Origin of the sequence: Leclercia sp. S52 (assembly GCF_039727615.1) — a bacterium.
GTDB lineage: Bacteria > Pseudomonadota > Gammaproteobacteria > Enterobacterales > Enterobacteriaceae > Enterobacter > Enterobacter adecarboxylatus_B.
Map to the genome: position 1 here is coordinate 327,147 of NZ_CP152474.1, position 23,215 is coordinate 350,361.

At 60.1% G+C, this 23,215-nt stretch carries 21 protein-coding genes and 3 pseudogenes; 5 read left to right on the forward strand and 19 right to left on the reverse strand.

Annotated features, from left to right (window positions below; genetic code table 11):
- Positions 1-85 precede the first annotated feature (85 nt).
- From AAHB66_RS01495 to AAHB66_RS01505, 3 genes and pseudogenes are all read right to left on the reverse strand, one after another.
- The gene (locus AAHB66_RS01495; protein ID WP_337018515.1) at positions 86-1,027 is read right to left on the reverse strand and encodes an ABC transporter substrate-binding protein; all 942 of its coding nucleotides are present in this window, start codon (positions 1,025-1,027) and stop codon (positions 86-88) included.
- Between the two features lie 153 nt (positions 1,028-1,180).
- Entirely contained in the window at positions 1,181-2,176 is a 996-nt protein-coding gene (locus AAHB66_RS01500; RefSeq protein WP_156262707.1) for a ribose ABC transporter permease, read from the reverse strand.
- Positions 2,177-2,178: 2 nt separating this feature from the next.
- Positions 2,179-3,694: pseudogene (locus AAHB66_RS01505) on the reverse strand (sugar ABC transporter ATP-binding protein).
- Between the two features lie 250 nt (positions 3,695-3,944).
- Here AAHB66_RS01505 and AAHB66_RS01510 point away from each other — a divergent pair.
- The 3 genes from AAHB66_RS01510 (at position 3,945) to yjdP (ending at position 7,388) form a co-directional block, all read left to right on the forward strand.
- A complete protein-coding gene (locus AAHB66_RS01510; RefSeq protein WP_347114961.1) occupies positions 3,945-6,251 on the forward strand; it encodes an ATP-binding protein in 2,307 nt (768 codons plus the stop codon).
- Between the two features lie 107 nt (positions 6,252-6,358).
- Complete coding sequence (locus tag AAHB66_RS01515) at positions 6,359-6,991, forward strand: GNAT family N-acetyltransferase (RefSeq protein WP_347114962.1); 633 nt, start codon at positions 6,359-6,361, stop codon at positions 6,989-6,991.
- 70 nt (positions 6,992-7,061) lie between these two features.
- Positions 7,062-7,388, forward strand: coding sequence for a DDRRRQL repeat protein YjdP (gene yjdP, locus AAHB66_RS01520; protein ID WP_347114963.1), 327 nt, complete (start codon positions 7,062-7,064; stop codon positions 7,386-7,388).
- Between the two features lie 140 nt (positions 7,389-7,528).
- On the opposite strand, the gene phnP is transcribed toward yjdP, so the two are convergent.
- The 16 genes and pseudogenes from phnP to AAHB66_RS01600 form a co-directional block, all read right to left on the reverse strand.
- Positions 7,529-8,287, reverse strand: coding sequence for a phosphonate metabolism protein PhnP (gene phnP / locus AAHB66_RS01525; protein ID WP_347114964.1), 759 nt, complete (start codon positions 8,285-8,287; stop codon positions 7,529-7,531).
- Positions 8,288-8,296: 9 nt separating this feature from the next.
- Positions 8,297-8,731, reverse strand: a complete 435-nt coding sequence (gene phnO, locus AAHB66_RS01530; protein ID WP_142487885.1) for an aminoalkylphosphonate N-acetyltransferase — start codon at positions 8,729-8,731, stop codon at positions 8,297-8,299.
- Positions 8,718-9,275 carry a ribose 1,5-bisphosphokinase gene (gene phnN / locus AAHB66_RS01535; RefSeq protein ID WP_347116402.1) on the reverse strand — a complete coding sequence of 186 codons (558 nt, stop codon included), beginning with the start codon at positions 9,273-9,275 and terminating at the stop codon, positions 8,718-8,720. The genes phnO and phnN overlap by 14 nt, the downstream gene beginning before the upstream one ends.
- A complete protein-coding gene (gene phnM / locus AAHB66_RS01540) occupies positions 9,272-10,408 on the reverse strand; it encodes an alpha-D-ribose 1-methylphosphonate 5-triphosphate diphosphatase (RefSeq protein ID WP_347114965.1) in 1,137 nt (378 codons plus the stop codon). The genes phnN and phnM overlap by 4 nt, the downstream gene beginning before the upstream one ends.
- The gene (phnL, locus tag AAHB66_RS01545; RefSeq protein ID WP_347114966.1) at positions 10,405-11,085 is read right to left on the reverse strand and encodes a phosphonate C-P lyase system protein PhnL; all 681 of its coding nucleotides are present in this window, start codon (positions 11,083-11,085) and stop codon (positions 10,405-10,407) included. The genes phnM and phnL overlap by 4 nt, the downstream gene beginning before the upstream one ends.
- Before the next feature lie 101 nt (positions 11,086-11,186).
- Positions 11,187-11,942, reverse strand: coding sequence for a phosphonate C-P lyase system protein PhnK (gene phnK, locus AAHB66_RS01550; protein WP_347114967.1), 756 nt, complete (start codon positions 11,940-11,942; stop codon positions 11,187-11,189).
- The gene (phnJ, locus tag AAHB66_RS01555; protein ID WP_347114968.1) at positions 11,939-12,784 is read right to left on the reverse strand and encodes an alpha-D-ribose 1-methylphosphonate 5-phosphate C-P-lyase PhnJ; all 846 of its coding nucleotides are present in this window, start codon (positions 12,782-12,784) and stop codon (positions 11,939-11,941) included. Before phnJ ends, phnK begins: the two co-directional genes overlap by 4 nt.
- Complete coding sequence (locus tag AAHB66_RS01560) at positions 12,777-13,841, reverse strand: carbon-phosphorus lyase complex subunit PhnI (RefSeq protein ID WP_347114969.1); 1,065 nt, start codon at positions 13,839-13,841, stop codon at positions 12,777-12,779. Before AAHB66_RS01560 ends, phnJ begins: the two co-directional genes overlap by 8 nt.
- Positions 13,841-14,426 (reverse strand): annotated as a pseudogene (gene phnH / locus AAHB66_RS01565) (phosphonate C-P lyase system protein PhnH). Before phnH ends, AAHB66_RS01560 begins: the two are co-directional and overlap by 1 nt.
- A complete protein-coding gene (gene phnG, locus AAHB66_RS01570) occupies positions 14,423-14,875 on the reverse strand; it encodes a phosphonate C-P lyase system protein PhnG (protein WP_347114970.1) in 453 nt (150 codons plus the stop codon). Before phnG ends, phnH begins: the two are co-directional and overlap by 4 nt.
- The gene (gene phnF, locus AAHB66_RS01575) at positions 14,876-15,601 is read right to left on the reverse strand and encodes a phosphonate metabolism transcriptional regulator PhnF (RefSeq protein WP_347114971.1); all 726 of its coding nucleotides are present in this window, start codon (positions 15,599-15,601) and stop codon (positions 14,876-14,878) included.
- Between the two features lie 20 nt (positions 15,602-15,621).
- Positions 15,622-16,401, reverse strand: a complete 780-nt coding sequence (gene phnE, locus AAHB66_RS01580) for a phosphonate ABC transporter, permease protein PhnE (RefSeq protein ID WP_347114972.1) — start codon at positions 16,399-16,401, stop codon at positions 15,622-15,624.
- Positions 16,402-16,520: 119 nt separating this feature from the next.
- Positions 16,521-17,537 (reverse strand): phosphonate ABC transporter substrate-binding protein, encoded by a 1,017-nt coding sequence (gene phnD / locus AAHB66_RS01585; protein ID WP_347114973.1) that lies wholly within the window; start codon positions 17,535-17,537, stop codon positions 16,521-16,523.
- 24 nt (positions 17,538-17,561) lie between these two features.
- A complete protein-coding gene (phnC, locus tag AAHB66_RS01590; RefSeq protein WP_347114974.1) occupies positions 17,562-18,350 on the reverse strand; it encodes a phosphonate ABC transporter ATP-binding protein in 789 nt (262 codons plus the stop codon).
- Between the two features lie 133 nt (positions 18,351-18,483).
- A complete protein-coding gene (gene yjdN, locus AAHB66_RS01595) occupies positions 18,484-18,915 on the reverse strand; it encodes a VOC family metalloprotein YjdN (RefSeq protein WP_347114975.1) in 432 nt (143 codons plus the stop codon).
- Between the two features lie 127 nt (positions 18,916-19,042).
- Entirely contained in the window at positions 19,043-19,378 is a 336-nt protein-coding gene (locus AAHB66_RS01600; protein ID WP_347114976.1) for a zinc ribbon domain-containing protein YjdM, read from the reverse strand.
- Positions 19,379-19,971: 593 nt separating this feature from the next.
- Between AAHB66_RS01600 and crfC the strand changes: the two genes are divergently transcribed.
- Together crfC and AAHB66_RS01610 are read left to right on the forward strand one after the other, a co-directional pair.
- On the forward strand, positions 19,972-22,329 hold the full coding sequence (gene crfC / locus AAHB66_RS01605) for a clamp-binding protein CrfC (protein WP_347114978.1): 2,358 nt from the start codon (positions 19,972-19,974) through the stop codon (positions 22,327-22,329).
- A pseudogene (locus AAHB66_RS01610) lies at positions 22,326-23,207 on the forward strand (diguanylate cyclase regulator RdcB family protein). Before crfC ends, AAHB66_RS01610 begins: the two are co-directional and overlap by 4 nt.
- Positions 23,208-23,215: the final 8 nt, after the last annotated feature.

Genomic DNA, 23,215 nt, shown 5'->3' on the forward strand with positions numbered 1-23,215 from the left:
GCCCTCTCCCACAAGGGAGAGGGGGGATAACTTCCCTCTCCCCGTGGGAGAGGGTTAGGGTGAGGGAATCAGACCGCACAGTGTCTTACTTAACCGTCCAGCCCTTATAATTGCCGACGTTGCTCTTATCGATCATCGTCACCGGGATCAACACCGGCTCTTTCGGTGCCGGTTTGCCCTGTAGAATGTCATAGCCGATCTCCACCGCTTTTGCCGCCATGACCTGCGGATCTTGCGCCGGGGTGGCAATAAACAGGGAGTTTTCGCGCTTCAGCGCCTCTTCCGCATCCGGCGAGCCATCGACGCCTACGATAAAGAACTCGTTACGTTGCGCCTGTTTCGCCGCCAGATCGGCACCGATCCCCGTTGGATCGTTGATGGCGAACACACCGTCGATCTTCGGATTGGCTGCCAGCAGGGAGGTCATCACCTCCAGCCCGCCATCGCGGCTGCCTTTGGCGTTCTGGTTATCGGAAAGCACTTTGATATCCGGGTGTTTTTTAAATTCCGTCTTGCAGCCTTCCACCCGGTTTTGTACTGCAGACACCGGCGGTCCGTTGATGATCACCACGTTGCCTTTGCCTTTCAGGCGGTCGGTGATCAGCTTACAGGCCATCTCACCGGCCTGGGTGTTGTCGGAGGTGATGGTCGCATCGGCGCCCTCTGCCGCCACGTCAACCGCCACCACCACGATCCCGGCGTCTTTCGCGCGCTTCACCGCCGGGCCGATCCCTTTCGAGTCGGCGGCGTTGAGAATGATCATATCGACTTTGGCGGCGATAAAGTTATCAATCTGAGAAACCTGCTGGCCGAGATCGTAGCCGCTGGACACCAGCGTCACTTTCACGTTATCCCCCGCCAGTTTGCGCGCTTCCAGTTCCGCCCCTTTGGTGATCTGCACAAAGAACGGGTTGGCCAGATCGCCCACCGTCACGCCGATGGACTTCAGCTCTTTGGCCTGAACAAACGGGCTTGCTGCAAGCAGTGCGCCAGCACAGAGCGCGGTAACTAATGGCTTTAATCTCATGCTGTATTCCTCACGTAGGGTTTCCCGTCATCCTTCTGGCCGCAGATGCGTTGGCTGCGCTCATTCACCCGAATCACTTACTACAGTAAGCTCATCGGGATTCACTCACTTGCCGCCTTCCTGCGACCAGAATGATTTAGGGAAATATTGTTGTTATGCACTTTGATGGTGTCGGGTACGGTATTTGTCGATCAGCACCGCAATGATGATCACCGCCCCTTTGATCACCAGTTGCCAGAAATAGGAGACGCCCATCAGCGTCATGCCGTTGTTAAGGGTGGCGATAATCAGCGCCCCCACCAGCGTACCGGTGATGGTACCGATCCCGCCGACAAAGCTGGTGCCGCCGAGGATCACCGCCGCGATAGCATCCAGCTCATAGCCGGTGCCGAGATTGCCGTTGGCGCTGTACAGCCTTGATGCGCTCATCACCCCGCCGAGGCCTGAGAGCAGGCCGCTCATGCCGTAGACAAACAGCAGCACCATCCAGACCTTGATGCCGGTTAAGCGCGCGGCCTGCATGTTGCCGCCCACCGCGTAGATATGCACCCCGAGCGTGGTGCGGCGCAGGATGAACCAGCAGACGACGATCACCGCCAGGGCAATCACCACCAGCCACGGCACCGGTCCGAGATAGTTATTGCCGATCCACTCAAAGCTGATGCTGGAGTTGATCACCGTGGTGCCGTCGGCCAGCAGGTAGGCCGCCCCGCGCAGCGCCGTATAGGTGCCGAGCGTGACGATAAAGGGCGGTAGCCCGGCAAAAGCCACCAGCGCGCCGTTGAACAGCCCCAGCACCATACCGAGCATCAGCGCCGCCGGCACCGAGAGCATCGACAGCTCCGGCATCAGCGAGACCACCATCGCCGCCACCGCGGTGGTGCCCAGAATCGAGCCCACCGACAGGTCGATGCCGCCGGTCAGAATGATGAAGGTCATCCCTGCCGCCAGCACGATGTTGATCGACGCCTGACGCGTGATGTTCAGCAGGTTGCTCTCGGTAAAGAAGTTCGGCGCGATAAAGCCAAATACCGCGACAATCAGGATCAATATCGGCAGGATACCGATGGTTTGCATCAGATCGCCCATCAGCATTTTTTTGGCGGAGGCCGCTTTGGCCACCTGTTGCGGAGTGTTAGGTTGCGTCATGGTTATACCGCCCGATGGTGAGAGTCGTTAACGCCGGTCGCCAGCGTCATGATGTTTTCTTGTGTGATATCGGCCCGATGAAGTTCCCCGGCGATGCTCCCTTCACGCATGACGTACACGCGATCGCTCATGCCGACCACTTCCGGCAGTTCGCTGGAGATCATCAGGATCGCCACCCCTTTACGCGCCATCTGGTTCATGATCCGGTAGATCTCGCTTTTGGCCCCGACGTCCACGCCGCGGGTCGGCTCGTCGAGGATCAGAATGCGCGGGCCAATCGCCACCCAGCGGGAGATCAGCAGCTTCTGCTGGTTGCCGCCGGAGAGACCGCCTGCCCGCACCTGAGAGTGCGGCACGCGAATATTGAGCAGGGCGATGGCGTCATCGGAGATCGACTGGGCTTTTTTTGCGGTTCAGCATGCCGAAACTGGCGTCGCGCTCCAGGGTCGCCATGGTGATATTCTCCTGCGCCGCCAGCTCGAGAAACAGCCCCTGCTCCTTGCGGTTCTCGGTTAAAAAGCCGATCCCGTGATCGATGGCGGCGCGCGGTGAGTGGATCACCACCGGCTCGCCATCCACCTCAATCATCCCGCCGGTGGCCTTGCGCACGCCGAAAATTAGCTGCGCCAGCTCGGAACGTCCGGCCCCCACCAGCCCGGCGAGGCCGACGATTTCGCCGGAACGCACCTGCAGGCTGCAGGGCTGCACTTTGCCGCCGTCGGTCAGGTGATGGACGTTAAGGCGCGGGCTGCCGAGCGGGATATCGCGCTCTTTATTGAACAGATCGCTCAGCGGCCGCCCGACCATCATCCGCACCAGTTCAGAGGCGTTGAGCTTGTCGCGGGTCAGGCTGCCGACGTACTGGCCGTCACGCAGCACGCTAACGCGATCCGACAGTTCATAGACTTCGGCCATGCGGTGGCTGATATAGATAATCGCCATCCCTTCGTCGCGCAGGCGCAAAATCAGCTCGAACAGACGGTGGGTTTCGCGCGAGGAGAGGGCGGCGGTGGGTTCATCCATCACCAGGATGCGGCTGTTGCGGTGCAGGGCGCGGGCGATTTCCACCTGCTGCTGCTCGGCGATGGTCAGCTTCATCACCAGGTCGGTGGCTTTGAAGTTAGCGCCGAGGCGATCGATCACCGCCTGGGCCTGGGCCGCCATCTCTTTGCGCTGTACCAGCCCGCCGCGCGATAGCTCGCTGCCGAGGAAGATGTTCTCTGCCACGGTGAGGTTGGGGGCGAGCTGCATCTCCTGATAGATCAGAGTAATGCCTGCCGCCAGGGCGTCTTTCGGGCCTTTGATATGAAACGGCTTGCCGTCGATCAGGATCTCACCGCCGCTGGCAATGTAGGCCCCGGCGAGGATCTTCATCAGGGTGCTTTTTCCGGCACCGTTTTCGCCCATTAAGGCGTGGATTTCACCGGGGAAGACCGTCAGATCCACACCCTTCAGCGCGTGGAAGTTGCCAAAGGTTTTGGCAATGTTGCGCATCTCTAAAACCGGGGTTCTGCTCATGGCGGATCTCCTGTGACGTTCGATATCCGCACTTCATCACACCCCGGTAAATGCAAAATGTCAGAAGTCGTTCATATTTGTCATAGTTATGAATAGTTAATGTGGATCACAGTTACGCTACTTAATCGCTTTCTCCCCTCACCCCGGCCCTCTCCCCCAAAGGGGAGAGGGTGTAATCGTTCCCTCTCCCCTTTGGGGAGAGGGTTAGGGTGAGGGGTAAGGGCATCACACCGCACAGGAGCTGACATAAATGCCCTCACGCCGTCCCCCCTTCTTCACCAGCGCCCGTGGCCGCCTGCTGATCTTCAATCTGCTGGTGGTGGCGGTGACGTTAATGGTCAGCGGCGTGGCGGTGCTGGGCTTTCGCCATGCCAGTCATATCCAGGAGCAGGTGCAGCGTCAGACCCTGGATGACATGACCGGCAGCATGAACCTGGCGCGGGAAACCGCCAACGTGGCGACGGCGGCGGTGCGGCTGTCGCAGGTGGTGGGGGCGCTGGAGTATAAAGACGAAGCCAACCGCCTGAAACAGACCCAGACGGCGCTCGGTCACGCGCTGGAGCAGCTTGCCGATGCGCCGCTGGCGCAGCAGGAGCCGGGGCTGGTGGCGCGGATCATCCAGCGCAGCAACGAACTTCAGCAAAGCGTGACCGGCATGCTGGAGCGCGGGCAGCGACGCCACCTGCAGCGTAACGCCCTGCTCAGTTCGCTCTACCAGAGCCAGAGCTATCTTCGCCATCTGCAGGACATCAACCGCCGCGATGCCAGTAACCTGCCTGACGCCCGGCTGCTCAGCGAGATGGACCGGCTGATCGTCGCCGCCATCGAAACCCCCTCGCCGCGCGCAACCCTTCAGCAGCTGGATACGGTGACGGCGATGTTGCCCCGCCAGGCCACGCAGCCGGTGGTGAGCTTCGTCCTGCCCGATTTTAATGCCGAACTCAACAAGCTCGGCCCGCTCTCCGGGCAGCTGGAAGAGAGCGATCTGTCGATCAACTGGTATATGTTCCACATCAAGGCGCTAGTGGCGATCCTGAACAGCGATATCAACCGCTACGTGGAGCAGGTGGCCCAGGCCTCGCAATTACGCACCGCCGAGAGTCATCAGGAGCTACGCTCCATCAGCGTCTTTATCACCCTGTTCGCCGTGCTGGCGCTGATCATCACCGCCTTTGCCTGCTGGTATATCTACCGCAATCTGGGCACCAACCTGACCGCCATCTCCCGGGCGATGTCGCGGCTGGCCCACGGCGAACAGGATGTCTCGGTGCCTGCGCTGCAACGACGGGATGAGCTGGGCGAGCTGGCGCGGGCGTTTAACGTCTTTGCCCGCAATACCGCCTCGCTGGAGCACACCACCCGGCTGCTGAAGGAGAAGACCTCGCAGATGGAGGTGGATCGCCTCGAACGCCAGGGGCTGGAGGAGGCGCTGCTGCACAGCCAGAAGATGAAGGCGGTTGGGCAACTGACGGGCGGGCTGGCGCATGATTTCAATAACCTGCTGGCGGTGATCATCGGCAGCCTGGAGCTGGCCGATCCCCATTCGCCGGATGCCCCGCGCATCGGCCGCGCGCTGAAGGCCGCCGAGCGCGGGGCGCTGTTGACCCAGCGCCTGCTGGCCTTCTCCCGCAAACAGTCCCTGAACCCACACGCCGTGGAGATGAAGCCCCTGCTGGAGAACCTGGCCGAGCTGATGCGCCACTCCCTGCCCGCCACGGTGGCGCTGGATATCGAAGCGCAGTCCCCGGCGTGGCCGGCGTGGATTGACGTTGGCCAGCTGGAAAACGCCATCATCAACCTGGTAATGAACGCCCGCGATGCGATGGAAGGGCACAGCGGGACCATCAAAATCCGCACCTGGAACCAGCGTGTCACCCGCAGCGACGGGCGCAGGCAGGACATGGTGGCGCTGGAGGTCATCGACCACGGCGCCGGGATGTCGCAGGCGATCAAATCCCAGGTCTTTGAACCCTTCTTCACCACTAAACAGACCGGCAGCGGCAGCGGGCTGGGGCTGTCGATGGTCTACGGTTTCGTGCGCCAGTCCGGCGGACGGGTGGAGATCGAAAGTGCCCCGGGACAGGGCACCACCGTGCGGCTGCATCTGCCGCGCGCCACCTTACAGGCGGTCCCCTCCCCGGAAGCCGGTGCTACTTTGACTTCGCCGCCAGGCGACCGGCTGGTGTTGGTGCTGGACGATCAGACCGACGTCCGACAGACGCTGTGCGAGCAGCTCCACCAGCTGGGCTACCTGACCCTGGAGGCTGAAACCGGCGAGCAGGCGCTGGAGATGCTGGACGCCTCTGCGGATATCGAGATGTTTATCAGCGATTTAATGCTGCCCGGCAATCTGAGCGGCGCGGAGGTGATCCAGCATGTGCGCCAGCATTTTCCCCATCTTCCGGTGCTGCTGATGAGCGGTCAGGATCTGCGTCCGGCGCACAACCCGCAGCTGCCCGAGGTGGAGCTGCTGCGTAAGCCGTTCACCCGCGGGCAGCTGGCGCAGGCGCTGCGTAAAATCGGTACGAATGCGGAGAAAATCCGCCGCAGTGTTTAAGAATTAATCAATCGTTTCTGCGGTATCGGTGGTGCTAATCTGCGCAAAAATAAGCGGATTAGGATATAAAGGGAATTATGCCGGTACTGACGAGAGGGGACTCACATATGATCGTGATGCCTACAACCTATAGCCCGATGACAGTCGCACGCGCCTTTAAACAGGTGGAAGAGTTTGAACTCTCCGGGCGACTGCTGCATGTTATTTACGATCCACAGACGCCTCGTGCGGCCATTATTGAAGCGGATATCGAAACCTTTGAGGGAGTACCGCGCCATCGGGTGGTGGCGGCGCTGGATTTGCAGCGAAAACCCACCCTGGGCAAAGATATTGTTGCTGTCGAACGCTGCTGGGAAGATGCCAATATTATTCAGGTCGAGGGGATATGTGTCGATCCCGCAGAGCGAGATAAAGGGCTGGCAACCCGGTTGTATGAGGCGTTGATCCTGCGCTGTGGTATCACACTGGTAAGCGATTTCGACCAGTACGAAGGCGGTAAGATGCTTTGGCAAAAGATAGCGCGTGAGTCCGATCAAATCGCTGTTTTCGTCCTGGATACTGAGCAAGGCGCATTTTGGCCCTGTGATGGCAGCAAAGTGATTTACGATGGCGGCTGTATTCCTGAGGAGCGTATCTGGAGTATTTCGCCTGACCAAAAATGTCATGGTGTCGTTTTAGTGGCGGAAAACAGGCAACGAGCGAATCAAATGATGGAGGAGAGTTCACGCGACAGAATTTGAGATTCCTCCGCTACTCGCTCTACCTGCCGTTTATTACCGTAAGGCCAGCTTATCCTGCGAGACTGGCTTTATGAAACGTACCTCTACTGCTCTGTTATTTGGTCTGCTCTCTTTAACCAGCCAGCTGGCGCATGCCGACGTCGTTGATGATGCGATCGGCAATATTCAGCAGGCGATCAACGACGCCTACAACCCCAACAGCAACAATCGTGATTCCGATGACGATCGCTATGAAGATAGCCGTCGCAGCAGCGACAGCCGTCAGTATGACGATCGTCGCAGGCAGCTTGAGGACCGACGCCAGCGTTTAGATGAGCGCCAGCGCCAGCTGGACGAAGACCGACGTCGGCTGGAAGATGACGAGCGTCGGTTAGAGGATGATTACGATCGGCGCTGATGCCCGGCGGCGCTTCGCTTGCACGGGCCTACAAATGGCCGCGAACCGTAGGCCGGGTAAGGCGTAGCCGCCACCCGGCAGTAACGTGCGGCCTGATGCCCTCACCCCGGCCCTCTCCCACAGGGAGAGGGAGAAAATCGTTAATCCAGTACCAGCACCATCCCGTCATATCCCGCTTCGAACCCCTCCGGCAGCGGGTTGTCCATCATCCACACGTCAAACTGATGGCTGATATGGGTCAGGATCACCCGCGGACAGCCAATGACCTTATTCAGGGCGATCACCGTATTCAGATCGCAATGGTTGCACGGCGTCTCCGTTCGCGGCTCGTGGCTGCAGTCAATCACCATCGCCTGCGGGTGGTTGTTAAGTAAAAACTTCACCGTTTTGTCCGGCAGCCCGGCGGTGTCCGACAGCCAGGCCACCCGGCTGTGGGCGCTCTCCAGCAGATAGCCAAACGTCAGCTTAGAATGGTTAAGCGGCAGCGGGGTCACCCGCAGCCCCTGCAGTTCAAACACCACAAAGGGCTCCAGGGTATGGCTAAAGTCGAGAATGCCGGGATGCTTAAACAAATCGTCGCAGCCGGCGTCGTCCGGCGGGCCGTAGACCGGAATGGTCGCCCCCACGCCCCAGCGCAGCGGGAACAGCCCCTGGACATGATCCATATGGTAGTGGGTGAGTAAAATCTGCTGAAAGCTGCCCGCCGGCCAGTCGTCCATCAGGTGCGGGATCCCCGCATCCAGCAGCGTCACCGCGTCGTTGAATTTGACCACCGCGCTACAGGGGCGACGGCGATAGTCGTCCTGCAAACGCGCCCGGCGACATGCCGGACAGTCACAGCCAAAAGCGGGCACCAGCTGGGCACCACCGGTTCCTGTTAACGTCATGGTCAGACTCATCGCGCCCCCTTACAGCGGTTTGGTAAAGCGGAAATGGCTCTGTGTGTACCCTTCACGAAGATAAAAGCGGTGCGCGTCGAGGCGCTTTACGCTGGTGGAAAGCTCGGTCATCTCCGCCCCGGCGTGGCGGGCCTCTTCTTCTGCCCAGGCCAGCAGCTGGCTGCCAACCCTGAGCCCGCGCGCCTGCGGCATCACCACCAGCTCCTGGATCTCGCCGATCCAGTTGGCGTGATGCAGGTGAAACTGCATATGCAGGCCGATCATGCCGATGATGTGTCCATCCTGCTCGGCCAGCTGGTAGCGCATATTGTGATCCTGCAGATTGGCCGCAAAACCGGCATGAAACGCTGACCGATCCAGCTCCGCCTGTTTTAACTCACAAATAAGGCCATAGACGGCGTCGACGTCCTCCGCGGTGGCGGGACGCAACTCACACTCGGGCATGGGTTTTCTCCTTCTGGTGAATGAGTGAAAGAAAGTGTTCGACAGACTGGAGCAAACTGCCGTCGTTATTCAGGACAGGGCAATCGGACGGGGTATAGCGGGCGGCGCGCTCCAGCCGCTGGTCGATCTCTCGGGCGTTCTCCCGGCCACGGCTTTGCAGGCGCTGGCGCAGGATCTCTGGCGATACCTGCAGGCAGATCGGCAGCAGCGCCTCTGCATAGCGCGCCTGAGCCTGCGGCAGATGGGCGCGCGAGCCGTTGACCACCACGTCGAACCCGGCGTGCAGCCAGAGGTCGATCTCCAGACCCACCCCATAATAATAGCCGTTAGCGTGCCAGCTCAGGGCAAACAGTTGCTGCCCGGCGCGGGTAAAAAACTCGGGCTCGCTGAGGGCGATATGGTTTTCACTTCCCGCGCTGGCGGGGCGGGTGATGTAGCGGTGCGCCACCAGCAGCTGCGGGTGGGTCTGCTGGCGTAACGCCTCCAGCAGGCTGTCCTTTCCGGAGCCCGACGGCCCCATTAACCAGATCACTCTTCCCATCAGAACACCCGTTTTCCCTGACGCCAGACGTGGTCGATATGAATATGCTCGCCTTTGCGGTGCGCCAGCACCAGGTCCGCCCGCTTGCCTTCACTAATCACGCCACGATCGTGCAGGTTCAGGGCCTGCGCCGGGTTTTTCGTCACCAGACGGATCGCCTGCGGCAGGGTAAAAGCGTTGTCCTCGTCGTCAGCCACCCGGAACGCCGCATCCAGCAGGCTGGCCGGGTAGTAATCGGACGACAGAATATCCAGCAGCCCGAGCGACGCCAGCGAGCTGGCCGCCACGTTGCCGGAGTGCGAGCCGCCGCGCACGATGTTCGGTGCGCCCATCAGCACGTTCATGCCGTGCTGGCGTGACGCTTCGGCAGCGGCAAAGGTGGTGGGAAATTCGGCGATCGTGCTGCCAAGCTGCCGGGATTCAAACACATGATCGGCGGTGGCGTCGTCGTGGCTGGCCAGCGCGATATTACGCTCCCGGCACAGGGCGGCAATGGCCTGGCGATTAGGCTGCGACCAGCGTGCAGCAAGGGCCAGCTGCTCCTCTTCGTAGCGCGCCATCTGTTCGTCATTGAGGGAGTATTTGCCCTGATAATATTCGCGATATTTCTCGATGTTGGCGAACTGACGCTGGCCCGGGGAGTGATCCATCAGCGACACCAGGGTCACCGGCTCGCGGCCCGCCAGCTTCTCGAACAGCGGCAGGGTGGTGTGATGGGGCAGCTCACAGCGCAGGTGCAGGCGGTGCTCGGCGCGGTTGAGGCCGCGCTTCTGCGTCTCCTCCACGGCGTTGATCATTTTCTCCAGATTCTCCAGCCGGTCACCGCCGTCGCGGACGTCGCCAATCGCTACCGCGTCCAGCACGGTGGTGATGCCGCTGGCGACCATCATCCCGTCGTGGCTGCTCATCGCCGAATGGGCGGGCCAGTCCACCTTTGGCCGCGGGGTGAAGAACTTGTCCATGTTGTCGGTGTGCAGCTCGATCAGCCCCGGCAGCAGCCAGCCGCCTTCGCCGTCCATCGCCTCCGACAGGCGGCTCTGGGTTTCGGCAAAAGTACGGATGATGCCGTCCTGAACCTCGATCGAGCCGTCAACGACCTCGTTTTCCAGCACCAGTTTTACGTTGTTTACGATCATGCGGTGATCCCCATCGGGTGCAGACGATCCGCCACGCGATCCCGCACCGCGTCGTCGTGGAAGATCCCGACGATCGCCGCGCCGCGCGCTTTGGCTTCTTCGATCAGTTCTATAACTGCCGCGCTGTTTTTCGCATCCAGCGAAGCGGTCGGTTCATCGAGCAGTAAAATCGGGTAATCGACAATAAAGCCGCGGGCGATGTTCACCCGCTGCTGCTCCCCGCCGGAGAAGGTCGAGGGGGCGAGATGCCACAGGCGCTCCGGCACGTTGAGGCGCGTCAGCAGGCTGGCGGCTTTGGCGGCACAGGTGTCGCGCGGCACGCCGAGATCCAGCAGGGGCTGCATCACCACCTCCAGCGCCGGGACGCGGGGGATAACCCGTAAAAACTGGCTGACCCAGCCAATGGTGGTGCGGCGAACGTCCCGCACCTTGCGCGCCGGGGCCTGCACCAGATCCACCCATTCGTCACCGTGCCGAACATGAATGTGGCCTTCGTCCGGCAGATAGTTAGCGTACAGGGAGCGCAGCAGGGTGGATTTGCCGCTGCCGGAGTGGCCGTGCAGCACCACGCATTCGCCGTTGTTGACCTCAAGGGAGGCATTTTGCAGCACCGGCAGGCGCACGCCGTTTTGCTGGTGGAGCACAAAGGTTTTACTGACGTTTTGTACGTGGATCATCTTGGCCTCGTGGCGTTTTCTTGCCGGGTGGCGCTTCGCTTACCCGGCCTACAAAGAGCGCGGTCCGTAGGCCGGGTAAGCGCAGCGCCACCCGGCGAAACTCAGTTCTGCAATACCGATGACACCAGCAGCTGGGTGTAGGGATGGTGCGGATCGTCGAGCACCCGGTCGGTCAGCCCACTTTCCACCACCTCGCCGCTCTTCATTACCAGCAGACGGTCCGCCAGCAGGCGGGCAACGCCCAGATCGTGGGTGACAATCACCACCGCCAGGTTCAGCTCCACCACCAGACCGCGGAGCAGATCCAGCAGACGCGCCTGAACAGACACGTCCAGCCCGCCGGTGGGCTCGTCCATAAACACCAGCTTCGGATGAGTGACCAGGTTGCGGGCAATCTGTAAACGCTGCTGCATCCCGCCGGAGAAGGTGGTCGGCAGGTCGTCGATGCGCGATGCCGGAATCTCCACATCGACCAGCCACTTCTGCGCGGTGGCGCGGATATCGCCGTAATGGCGCGCGCCGGTGGCCATCAGCCGCTCACCGATGTTGCCCCCCGCCGATACCTGGCGGCGCAGGCCGTCCATCGGGTGCTGATGCACCACGCCCCACTCGGTGCGCAGCAGGCGGCGGCGTTCGGCCTCGCTCATGCCGTACAGGGAGTGGTCTTCATACAAAATCTCGCCATGCTGTGGGGCCAGACGGGCGGAGATCGCCTTCAGCAGGGTGGTTTTGCCGGAGCCGGACTCGCCGACAATCCCCAGCACTTCGCCCGGCCAGAGGTCAAACGACACGTCGCTGAAGCCTTTGCCCGGCGCATAGAGGTGGGTCAGGTTATTGACCGAAAGCAGCGGTTTCATTGGCTGTTGGCCTCGCTCTGTTGGCGGCAAAAATCGGTGTCGGAGCAGACAAACATTCGGTTGCCGCTGTCATCCAGCACCACTTCATCGAGATAGCTGTGTTTCGATCCGCAGATGGCGCACGGCTCGTCCCACTCCTGGACCCTGAACGGGTGGTCGTCGAAATCGAGGCTCTCGACCCGGGTGTACGGCGGCACGGCGTAGATGCGCTTCTCGCGCCCGGCACCGAACAGCTGCAGGGCGGGCATCATGTCCATCTTCGGGTTATCGAATTTCGGGATCGGCGATGGGTCCATCACGTAGCGCCCGTTGACCTTCACCGGGTAGGCGTAGGTGGTGGCGATATGGCCGAAGCGGGCGATGTCCTCGTACAGCTTCACCTGCATCACGCCGTACTCTTCCAGGGCGTGCATGGTGCGGGTTTCGGTTTCGCGCGGCTCGATAAAGCGCAGCGGCTCCGGGATCGGCACCTGGAAAATCAAAATCTGATCTTCAACCAGCGGGGTTTCCGGGATGCGGTGGCGGGTCTGGATCAGCGTGGCGTCTTCGGTGCGCTCGGTGGTATTCACCCCGGTGACGCGCTCAAAGAACTGGCGGATCGACACGGCGTTGGTGGTGTCGTCAGCGCCCTGGTCGATGACCTTCAGCACGTCGGCTTCGCCAATCACGCTGGCGGTGATCTGGATCCCGCCGGTGCCCCAGCCGTAGGGCATCGGCATCTCACGCCCGCCGAACGGTACCTGATAGCCGGGGATGGCCACCGCTTTTAAGATGGCGCGGCGGATCATGCGTTTGGTTTGCTCATCCAGATAAGCAAAGTTATAGCCGCTGAGGTTAGCCATGTTCGCGCTCCTGTTGCAGACGTTTCAGCAGTTCCAGCTCGGCCTGGAAATCGACGTAGTGCGGCAGCTTGAGGTGCGAGACAAACCCGGCGGCCTCAACGTTATCGGCATGGGCCAGCACGAACTCCTCGTCCTGCGCCGGGCCTGAAACCGTTTCGTCGTAGTCCGGGGCCTGGAGCGCCCGGTCGACCAGCGCCATCGCCATCGCCTTGCGCTCGCCCATGCCGAACACCAGCCCGTAGCCGCGGGTGAAGTGCGGGGCGTCGTTATCCGGGGTGACAAAGCCGTTGACCATTTCGCACTCGGTCATCAGCAGTTCGCCGACGTTTACCGCGAAACCCAGCTCTTCCGGCACGATTTCAATATCGACGTGGCCGCTGCGGATCTCGCCGGCAAAGGGGTGGTTACGCCCGTAGCCGCGCTGGGTGGAGTAGGCCAGCGCCAGCAGATAGCCTTCGTCGCCGCGCATCAGCTGCTGCAGGCGCGAGGCGCGGGAGCAGGGGTAGACCGGCGGGGTGCGGGTGATGTCGTCCGGCTCGCTGCCATTATCCTCTTCCGCTTTCGCCAGCCCCTGGTTGGCCAGCAGGCTAAAGACGTGCGGGGCCGCATCCTGCGGGGCGTCTGAGGTTTTCAGAGGCGGATTTTCGCCGTTCGCCAGCAGGGTGAAATCGAGCAGGCGGTGGGTGTAGTCGTAGGTCGGGCCGAGCAGCTGGCCGCCGGGGATGTCTTTATAAACGGCCGAAATACGGCGCTCAAGGCGCATCTCCGCGGTGTTAATCGGCTCGCTCACCGCCAGCTTCGCCAGGGTGGTGCGGTACGCGCGAAGCAGGAAGATGGCTTCGACGTTATCGCCGCTGGCCTGCTTCAGCGCCAGCGCCGCCAGCTCGCGGTCGGCAATGCCGCCTTCGGTCATCACCCGATCCACGGCGAGGTTGAGCTGCTGTTCGATCTGGGCGACGCTCAGCTCGGGTAGCTGCTCATCGCCCCGGCGTCTGTGCTCCTGCAAAGCATGGGCGGCGGCGATCGCCTTCTCGCCCCCTTTAACGGCAACGTACATCAGCACACCTCCACATGGGTGGTCCGCGGGATCGCCAGCAGGCGTTCGCCGCAGGTCAGCAGCAGGTCGATGCCCAGCGGGAATGGGTGCGGGCGTTCGGTCAGCTCATGGATGATGCACTCCGGCAGCTGCGGGGCGACCATGCGTTCTTCGGCAATTCCGGCTCCGGTCAGGCGCAGCATGCGCCCGCCGCTCAGGCTCGGGACCTGCAAAATCAGGGTGGCGCTGGTCTCCGGCGCGACGGCGCTGCCTTCGCTCAGGGCGTTGAGCTGCTCGTGGCTAATCTGCTCGTCCGCGACGGCGAACACTGCCAGCTGGGGCTGATCCACCAGCGGGGCGCTGGTGTGAAAACGCAGGTTAGAGCTGACGATATCGTTACTCACCGCGCCCGACAGCCAGACCGGGGTGTCGTTATCGGCCAGGGTCAACAGGACGCTGGTGGTGGCGAGGTTCAGCGGCTGCCAGCCGTGTTTCAGCTGGTGCAGGGAGACGATCACCCCCCGGTTCGCTCATCGCTTTCAGCAGACGGCGAAAACTGTGTTGGGCATCCTGCACGGCAAGGGTAAAAGCAGGTTGAAGGGTCATGCGTTGTCTCCGCGAACGAGCGTAAAGAAGTCGACCCGGCTGGTGTTGACCTCGGCCTGGCGCGCGGCAAGGCGTGCGGCGCGGTCGGCTTCCAGCGGGGCAATAAGGGTTTCCATTAAGGTCTGAAAGTGCGGGGCTTCCTGCAGCAGGGCGTCCACGACGGCGCACAGCTCGGCATGCGCTTTGTTGCGCCCGAGCAGGTAGCTGTAGCCGAGCGTGCCGCTGGCCAGGCGCACCACGGCGCGGGTCAGGGTGGCATCACCGGCAAAGTAGCGTGCCCCGGTGCCGCCCATCCGCGCCTGGATCTGCACCAGCCCGGTTTCCGGGGCGCGGATCGGTTCATAAGCGGGCGTCAGGCTCAGCGCCGACATCCGCCCGGCAAGGGCCGCAGGCTGGCTGTGGGCCAGTACGGCCATCCAGTGCTGGCGGGTGGAGGTATCGAAATGCATTCAGTGCTCCATGGTGAATTCAATCATGTCGGCGCGGGTCAGGCTGACGGAGTACTCCGTCGCGTTGATCTCGCCGTCACGGTGGTTAAGGGTGCGTACGCAGAGCAGAGGCGCCATGTTGGGAATTTCCAGCACCTTGCTCTCTTTGGCCTGCGCGCGGCGGGCGCTGATGCGGGTCTGGGTGCGCTTGAGCGCAATCCCGGTGGCCGCAAACAGGAAGTCGTGCAGCGAGCCGCTGGCGAAGTTTTGCAGCACCGGCCAGAGGGCCAGGTCAGCGAAGTAGTGGTCGATCTGACATACCGCCACGCCGTTGACCCGGCGCAGGGTGCGCAGGTGGACGACGTTATCGCCCTCCGAAATCCCCAGCGCGTCCGCAACGTGGCTGGAGGCCGGGCGCAGCACCGAGAGGAGTTTTTCGCTGGTGGGGTGGCTGCCCTGATCCAGCAGGTTCTGGCTGAAGCGCGCCTGGGCGTTGAGCGGGTAGTCGAAGGGGCGCATCAGCACCAGCACGCCGACACCCTGGCGGCGCTGCACCCAGCCGCGCTCGACCAGCTGGTCAATGGCGCGGCGCAGGGTGTGGCGGTTCACTTCATAACGGTCGGCGAGCTGTTGCTCAGCAGGCAGGTAGTCCCCGCAGCGGTAGTGGGTGCGCAGCTCCACTTCGAGCTTCGCGGCAATCTCTTGCCAGCGGGTGGGGTAACTGGTCGGATGTCTGGATAAGTGCATACAAATCAAAGCCTCGCTTCTCAGATGAAGTGCTTACGCAAACGTTGAGAAAGGAAATCCAGCAGGCTAACCGTCACGATGATGAGCACCATCAGGGCGCAGGTTTGCTGAAACTGGAAACCGCGAATCGCTTCCCACAGGGTGACGCCAATCCCGCCCGCGCCGACCATGCCCACCACCGTTGCGGAGCGAACGTTGGACTCAAAGCGGTATAGGGAGTAGGAGATGAGCAGCGGCATCACCTGCGGCAGGACGCCGTACAGAATTTCTTCCAGCTTATTAGCGCCGGTAGCGCGAATGCCTTCCACCGGGCCGGGCTCAATGGCTTCTACCGCTTCCGACAGCAGCTTGGAGAGCACGCCGGTGGTGTGGATGAACAGCGCCAGCACCCCGGCGAACGGCCCGAGACCGACGGCCACCACGAACAGCATCGCGAAGACCATTTCGTTGATGGCGCGGCAGGCGTCCATCAGGCGACGCACCGGCTGGTAAATCCACCATGGCACGATGTTGTCGGCGCTCATCAGGCCAAACGGAATGGAGAGCACCACCGCCAGCGCGGTGCCCCAGACGGCGATTTGCAGGGTGACGGCCATTTCGCTGAGGTAGTCCTGCCACTGGCTAAAGTCCGGCGGGAAGAAGTCGGCGGCAAAGGTCGCCATGTTGCCGGAATCCTGAATCAGCGTGAGCGGCGCCATTTCCGCCCCCTTCCAGGAGACAACCAGCACCGCCAGCAGGATGGCCCAGCTAATTAGCGAGAACCAGCTGCGTTTGGGCGGTGGGAGAGTAATGGTTTGCATGTCGGTTCCTTGGTGTTTAAGTTCCCTCTCCCTTGAGGGAGAGGGTTAGGGTGAGGGGGGAAATGTGCGCGCTGATGCCCTCACCCCGGCCCTCTCCCACAGGGAGAGGGAGAAAGGCACTACTGCACCACTTTATTCACGCTGGTCATCGCGCCCAGCGCGGCGGTCAGGCGGTCGAGATCGTCCAGCTGAGCCTGAATTTCAGACATCTTGCTGCTCTTCTCTTCTTCCTTGAGGCCTTTGTTGTCCTTCACGCCCTGGATCTGTTTGAACAGCGCCAGCTGGCGAATCGGCACCAGCTGCAGGTCGCTGGAGGCGCGGAACGGTGCCCAGCCCAGGCGTTCCAGCACGGTCTTCTCTTCCGCGGTTTTGCCGTAGTTCATAAAGAAGTCGTACACCTTGTCCTTGGTGCTTTCGGAGAGGTTTTTGCGCCACACAATCGGGTCGCCCGGGATCAGCGGGGATTTCCAGATCACCTTCAGCTCTTTCAGCTTGTCCGGAGCGGAGGTCTTCAGCTTGTCGAGGTTTTCGGTGTTGTTGGTGGCAACGTCCACCTGCTTGTTGGCGACGGCCAGGGCGTTAGTTTCATGCCCCGCGTTGACCGTGCGTTTGAATTCGCTGGTGGAGACGTTGTTTTTGGCGAAGACGTAGTAGCCCGGGACCAGGAAGCCTGAGGTGGAGTTCGGGTCGCCGTTGCCAAAGGTCAGATCTTTACGTTTGGCGAGCATGTCGTTGAGGTTGTTGATCGGGCTGTCTTTATTGACGATCAGCACGCTCCAGTAACCCGGGGAGCCGTCGGCGGCTACCGTCTGAGCGAAGACCTGACCGTTGGCGCGATCCACCGCTTCCATGGCGGAGAGGTTGCCGTACCAGGCGATGTCGACCTTGTTAAAGCGCATCCCCTGAATGATGCCCGCGTAGTCCGGTGCGAAGAAGGCGTTCACTTTGATGCCCAGTTTGCTTTCCATGTCTTTCAGGAAGGGTTCCCACTGCGGCTTCAGGTTCTGCTGTGATTCCGTCGAAATGATGCCAAAGTTCAGTTCTTTTTCCTGTTCCTGGGCGTACGCCGGGCTTAACAGGGTGCTGAGGCTGAACATGCTGGTAAAGGCCAGCGCGGCAACGGCTTTGTAGCTCATGGACTTTCCTCGGATCGGGTTTAGTTAAGCAGCCTGCGCGTTCTCTTCGACGCGATTAATGCTGCGGTAGAGATGGTCAAAACGGTCGTTATCAAACTGATGGCTGGCACCATCAAAGAACACGTGCCCCTGGCGCAGGGCGACGATGCGCTCGCAGTAGCGCAGGGCGTAATCCACCTGATGCAGCGTCACCACGATGGTGATGCCGTCCTTCTGGTTGATGTCGCGCAGGGTTTCCATCACGATGCGGGCCGACTCCGGATCCAGCGAGGCAATCGGCTCATCGGCGAGAATGATTTTGGCTTTCTGCATCAGCGCCCGGGCAATCGCTACGCGCTGCTGTTGTCCACCGGACAGGGTGGAGACGCGCTGGTGGGCTAAGTGGGCCATGCCAACGCGGGTCAGGGCCTGCAGCGCTTCTTGCTTCTGGGAAGGAGAGAACCAGCGCAGACAGGTGCGCCAGAACGGGGTGCTGCCGAGCGCGCCGATCAGCACGTTCTCCAGCACCGTCAGGCGATTCACCAGGTTGAACTGCTGGAAGATGTAGCCGGTCTGCGCACGGCTTTTACGGATATCACCCGCCAGACGACCCGCGCGCTGCACGGTGTTGCCCAGCAGCTCAACGTGGCTTTCTGAGGTTTTATCGCAGGTGATAAGGCCGCTTAAGTGGCGCAGAAGGGTGGATTTACCTGAACCGGATGGCCCCAGCAGCGCTACCATTTCGCCCTGCTGGACGGTCAGATCAACGGCATGCAGAGCCTTATTGTGATGGAAGGTCTTGCTCAGTTTCTCGACGCGGATGACAGTTTGCATGGGTGAGGCCTCGATTCAAATGTGGCCTCATGCTGGCGGATAAATGTGACATTTAGGTTAAGTGTTGGTTGCGGGAGTTTGAAGAGTTAACGTGAAAGCGATGACAGGCGGGCGCGGGCGCCCGCCGTCGGGATCATGGCTGTTTAACGACGTTGATCATCCAGGGCACGCCGTATTTATCGGTTACTTTGCCAAAGCCGTGCGCCCAGAAGGTCTCCTGCCAGGCCATATCGATAGTGCCGCCCGCCGCCAGGTTATCGAACCAGCGCTTGCCTTCCGCGACGTCCTGGGTGTCGAGCACCAGCGTAAAGCCGGAATAGGTGGCATTGCCGCTGAGCGTGCCGTCGCTCATCATGATATCGCTGCCGGCGATGCGCACGTTGGAGTGGGCGATAGCGGAGTCCGGGAATGACATGCCGGAAGGGCAGCCCTCTTCGCTACTGTCGTCTTTGGGCATTTCACCGAAGGTGATTTTATAGAGGAGTTCAGCGCCGACGGCCTGCTGATAGAAGGCGGTGGCCTCTGCGCAGTTACCGGCGAATGAGATGTAGGGACTTAATGGCATAATCATTACCTCAGGTAAAGAGAAGCCCGTTAAGTCTAGTCTTTGTGGGCCCGGTAAGCGAAGCGCCACCGGGCGCTTTTGCCGGATGCGCTGCGCTTATCCGGCCTACGGAACTACAAAAGACAAATCAGTTCTTTTTCACGAACTCGGATTTCAGCTTCATCGGGCCGAAGCCGTCAATTTTGCAGTCGATGTTGTGGTCGCCTTCAACCAGGCGGATACCTTTGACTTTGGTACCGATCTTCAGCATCGACGAGCTGCCTTTGACCTTCAGATCTTTAATGACGGTGACGTTATCGCCATCGGCCAGCAGGTTGCCGTTGGCATCTTTAACGATCGGCTCATCGCTCTCTTGCGCAGGTTCTGCATTGTTCCATTCGTAAGCGCATTCGGGGCAAATGAACATACCGTTATCTTCGTAGGTATATTCAGAGCTGCATTTTGGACAGTGTGGCAGTGACATGGTGTTCTCCTCAAAATAGTGCGAACCGGCGGCAATCAGGCCCGCCAAAAATCGACAGGTTGTCGAAAAAGGCGGCAAGTATAACGCATGTCCTTACTGTTGTCGGTGACATTATTTTTCGCTTTTGACGAAAAAAACGCTTTTCAATGACATGGCTTGTCAGCGACATGAGCGATGCTGGGGGTCAAACGCAGGAACGAAACGCGCCTGATTAAAAGCGACAATATTTTATTGCGGCAAATTGATACGCCGTGTCATTTCAGATAAGGTTAAGACGCTAATGATATTTCACTTACTTGCTTTAATTGCCATCCCTGGTCTGCAAGGGATGATTTACCCCTCATTTTTGGTGGGTAACTAATGATGAATTTTCCTGAAGTTTTCAAAAATTGAGCTACGCTCTTAATCTTTCGGTTTCCCTGACCGAAGAAGCGCGCTCCGCTGCTTTATGCGCTGAAAGAATATATTTTTACTGTCATTACAGAATTATATTGCTTCGAACATATTTACAACACGTAATCATATAAGCCGATCCTTCATTCTTAAAAACAATTCGGTTATATAAAATTTGTGTTAAGGGAAGGCTTTTTACTATGCACACACAAACCATATTTGAATTAAGCCAGGAAGCCGAAAGGCTGCTGCAGCTCTCATTGCAAAATCTTGAGGCGCTGAGTGCCATGCCTGCGGCGATGCTGGACAACGCTACGTCGGCCATTACCGGCGAAACCAGCAATGTCTTACCTCTGCATTTTAGTGCCCGTGGCTTAGAGGCACAGCAGTCGATGCTCAATAACGAACTGCGCAAAATTACCCGCCTGGAGATGGTACTGGCCATCGTGGGCACCATGAAGGCCGGGAAGTCCACTACCATTAACGCCATCGTGGGCACCGAAGTATTACCCAATCGCAACCGCCCGATGACCGCGTTGCCGACGCTGATCCGTCATACCCCGGGCCAGAAAGAGCCGGTGCTGCATTTTTCTCACGTTGCGCCCATCGATACATTAATAAAGCAAATGCAAAAGAAGCTCGCCAATTACGATCGCGGCAAGCTGGCGCAGCAGCTGGAAATTGACAAAGATATGAATGCGCTACTGGGGCGCATTGAAACCGGCGAGGCATTTGAAAAACATTATTTGGGTGCGCAGCCAATATTTAACTGTTTAAAAAGCCTGAACGATTTAGTACGGCTTTCCCAGGCGCTGGGCACCGAATTTCCCTTCCCGGCCTATGCCGCGATCGAGAATATCCCGGTCATCGAGGTGGAGTTTGTCCATCTGGCCGGACTGGATGCCCATCTGGGACAATTAACCCTGCTGGATACCCCCGGGCCGAACGAGGCCGGACAGCCGCATCTGCAAAAAATGCTCACCGAGCAGCTCGCCCGCGCGTCGGCGGTGCTGGCGGTGATGGACTATACCCAGCTGAAGTCGATCTCCGATGCCGAAGTGCGGCTGGCCATCTCTGCCGTCGGCAAGTCGGTGCCGCTGTACGCCCTGGTCAATAAGTTCGATCAGAAAGACCGTAACAGCGATGATGAAGAGCAGGTGCGGGCGATGATCTCCGGTACCCTGATGAAGGGCCATATTTCCCCCGGCCAGATATTCCCGGTCTCGTCGATGTGGGGATACCTGGCGAACCGGGCGCGTCACGAACTGGAGATGCACGGCAAGCTGCCCGATCACCAGGAGCAGCGCTGGGTACAGGACTTTGCCGAAGCCGCGCTGGGCCGCCGCTGGCGGACTGCCGATCTGGATGATATTGAACACGTCCGTCACTCCGCCGATCTGCTGTGGGAAGACTCCCTGTTTGAGCAGCCGATCCGCAAGCTGATCTATGCCGCCTACGCTAACGCCTCGCTGTACGCGTTACGCTCCGCGTCGCATAAGCTGCTGAACTACGCTCAGAACGCCCGCGAATACCTGGATTTCCGCTATCAGGGGCTGACGGTGGCCTTCGACGAGTTGCAGAACAATATTGCCCGTCTGGAAGAGGATATGGCGCTGCTGCACTCCCGCCAGGCCACGGTGAGCGATGAGGTGCAGCATGAAGTGGGCCAGGCCCTGAGCGCCACGGACCTGTTTCTTACCTCCCAGCAGAACGAGATTAAACACGCCGTCGCGCACATCTTTAATCCCGACAATTTGCTCGATCTGGCCGGGTTTGACCCGCATAAACAGCGGGCTGATGCCACGGCAACGCCCGGCCAGCTGGTACTGGACGATGAAGGCCAGGCGCAGATCCTGCTGAGTAAAATCCGCTCCTCCTGCGAGATGATCATGCTGGATGCGCAGGCAAAAATTGGTCGTGAGCTGGCGTTGCGTTTCGACCAGCTGGAGACCACGCTGGCGCGGTCGCTGAACGACGCCATGCGCCCAATTGAAACGCGCATTAAAGAAGAGTTGAGCCATGCCGGCTTCCGCGCGCGGATCAGCTTCCCGGCGTTTCAGGCCAACCAGCTTAACTTCAACACCCGTGGGCTGTTCAACGACGCCATCGCCCAGGAGAGTCAGCCTGCTGGTCAGACTCAGGGAGCCGGCAGCGCGCTGCGCGAGACGGTCTCCCGCTGGTTGAATAATCCGGGCTGGGGCTGGGAAGATTTTGTGATGACGCGGACGCGTTATGTTATCAACGTGTCACAGCTTCATGAGAAATTTAATCAGCATATAGATCACTTTTGTGAACAAATCCGTAAAGCTTTGCGCGCGCAGGTCGATGTCTCTGTTACAGCGGGTATGGCGACATTCTTTGCAGAATTTTCGTTATGCCTGGCAGGGTTACAGGAAAGCTTGCGTGATAGCCTCGCGGTGCGTCAGCAGAATGAGCATGCCACACGTGCGCTCAGCCAGCTGTTGCAGCAATGTATTACGACTGCGACGTGGATTCAGGAAGATACCCGACTGTTACGCGATGATATTCAAACGCTATTCGCGGCAGAGCAACCATGACAAAACACTTACTGGACGGTCCCGGGCGGACGCTGGAATGTATTCATCCTAAATTTATGGTCGACCTGGTGCAGGGGGTTGACGCGCAGCGTCACACCTCTGTGGGGTCGCAACAGCAGCACTTTCGTGAACGTTTAACCCAGGAGATCATGGCGCAGGCTCAGCTTCGCCAGTGGGCAATGGGGGGGAATGTTCAGCGAAAATGCTGTGCTGCGGCTCGGGCTGGCGGAGAAACTGGCGGGCATGGTTGATCCCGGCCATCTGGCGCTGACCCGCATGACACAGACCCTGACCACGCTGCGCCAGCAGGCCAACCTGCGTAACCAACCCCCCCATTGGCGTGGTGCATCAGTACGAAGTCCTCTCCGCTCATTTCCATCAACGCGCCCAGTTTAAAGAGAAGGCGTTAACCCAGCGCGGGTTAACGGTGCAGGCAGGCATTCACAGCGAACAGATTTTTACCCGCTGGCGGGCCGGGCACTATGACGGCTGGTCGCTGGCCGGGCGTGGCTATGTGGTGCTGGAGGAGCTGCGCTGGGGGGGCGTTCGGTGACGCCTGTCGACTGGCGAACGCCGATGTCAGCGCCATGCTGAAAGATAACCTGCGCAGCATGGTAGCTAACTACCTGGCGCAGGGGATTAATGCCGCGCCCGCGACCCGCCATTTTTACCATCAGTGGCTGACCACGCCCAGTACGCCGGGGATTATCGATCATAAAGATATGCTTGGCTGGCTGGGAGACTGGTGTGATGCCGACAGGCATCCGGTGTGCTGGTCGGTGACGCAGAGCTGGCAGAACGTGGCGCTGGGAATGCCGAGACTCTGTTCGGCGGCAAGGCTGGCAAAAGCGATGGTGGAAGAGGTGTTTGGGGAGTAAGGTTTTTA

Excerpts from the sequence above, each read along its gene's own strand:
- AAHB66_RS01495 (WP_337018515.1), bottom strand. The coding sequence starts at position 1,027 with ATGAGATTAAAGCCATTAGTTACCGCGCTCTGTGCTGGCGCACTGCTT.
- AAHB66_RS01500 (WP_156262707.1), bottom strand. The coding sequence starts at position 2,176 with ATGACGCAACCTAACACTCCGCAACAGGTGGCCAAAGCGGCCTCCGCC.
- AAHB66_RS01510 (WP_347114961.1), top strand. The coding sequence starts at position 3,945 with ATGCCCTCACGCCGTCCCCCCTTCTTCACCAGCGCCCGTGGCCGCCTG.
- AAHB66_RS01515 (WP_347114962.1), top strand. The coding sequence starts at position 6,359 with ATGATCGTGATGCCTACAACCTATAGCCCGATGACAGTCGCACGCGCC.
- yjdP (WP_347114963.1), top strand. The coding sequence starts at position 7,062 with ATGAAACGTACCTCTACTGCTCTGTTATTTGGTCTGCTCTCTTTAACC.
- phnP (WP_347114964.1), bottom strand. The coding sequence starts at position 8,287 with ATGAGTCTGACCATGACGTTAACAGGAACCGGTGGTGCCCAGCTGGTG.
- phnO (WP_142487885.1), bottom strand. The coding sequence starts at position 8,731 with ATGCCCGAGTGTGAGTTGCGTCCCGCCACCGCGGAGGACGTCGACGCC.
- phnM (WP_347114965.1), bottom strand. The coding sequence starts at position 10,408 with ATGATCGTAAACAACGTAAAACTGGTGCTGGAAAACGAGGTCGTTGAC.
- phnL (WP_347114966.1), bottom strand. The coding sequence starts at position 11,085 with ATGATCCACGTACAAAACGTCAGTAAAACCTTTGTGCTCCACCAGCAA.
- phnK (WP_347114967.1), bottom strand. The coding sequence starts at position 11,942 with ATGAAACCGCTGCTTTCGGTCAATAACCTGACCCACCTCTATGCGCCG.
- phnJ (WP_347114968.1), bottom strand. The coding sequence starts at position 12,784 with ATGGCTAACCTCAGCGGCTATAACTTTGCTTATCTGGATGAGCAAACC.
- AAHB66_RS01560 (WP_347114969.1), bottom strand. The coding sequence starts at position 13,841 with ATGTACGTTGCCGTTAAAGGGGGCGAGAAGGCGATCGCCGCCGCCCAT.
- phnG (WP_347114970.1), bottom strand. The coding sequence starts at position 14,875 with ATGCATTTCGATACCTCCACCCGCCAGCACTGGATGGCCGTACTGGCC.
- phnF (WP_347114971.1), bottom strand. The coding sequence starts at position 15,601 with ATGCACTTATCCAGACATCCGACCAGTTACCCCACCCGCTGGCAAGAG.
- phnE (WP_347114972.1), bottom strand. The coding sequence starts at position 16,401 with ATGCAAACCATTACTCTCCCACCGCCCAAACGCAGCTGGTTCTCGCTA.
- phnD (WP_347114973.1), bottom strand. The coding sequence starts at position 17,537 with ATGAGCTACAAAGCCGTTGCCGCGCTGGCCTTTACCAGCATGTTCAGC.
- phnC (WP_347114974.1), bottom strand. The coding sequence starts at position 18,350 with ATGCAAACTGTCATCCGCGTCGAGAAACTGAGCAAGACCTTCCATCAC.
- yjdN (WP_347114975.1), bottom strand. The coding sequence starts at position 18,915 with ATGCCATTAAGTCCCTACATCTCATTCGCCGGTAACTGCGCAGAGGCC.
- AAHB66_RS01600 (WP_347114976.1), bottom strand. The coding sequence starts at position 19,378 with ATGTCACTGCCACACTGTCCAAAATGCAGCTCTGAATATACCTACGAA.
- crfC (WP_347114978.1), top strand. The coding sequence starts at position 19,972 with ATGCACACACAAACCATATTTGAATTAAGCCAGGAAGCCGAAAGGCTG.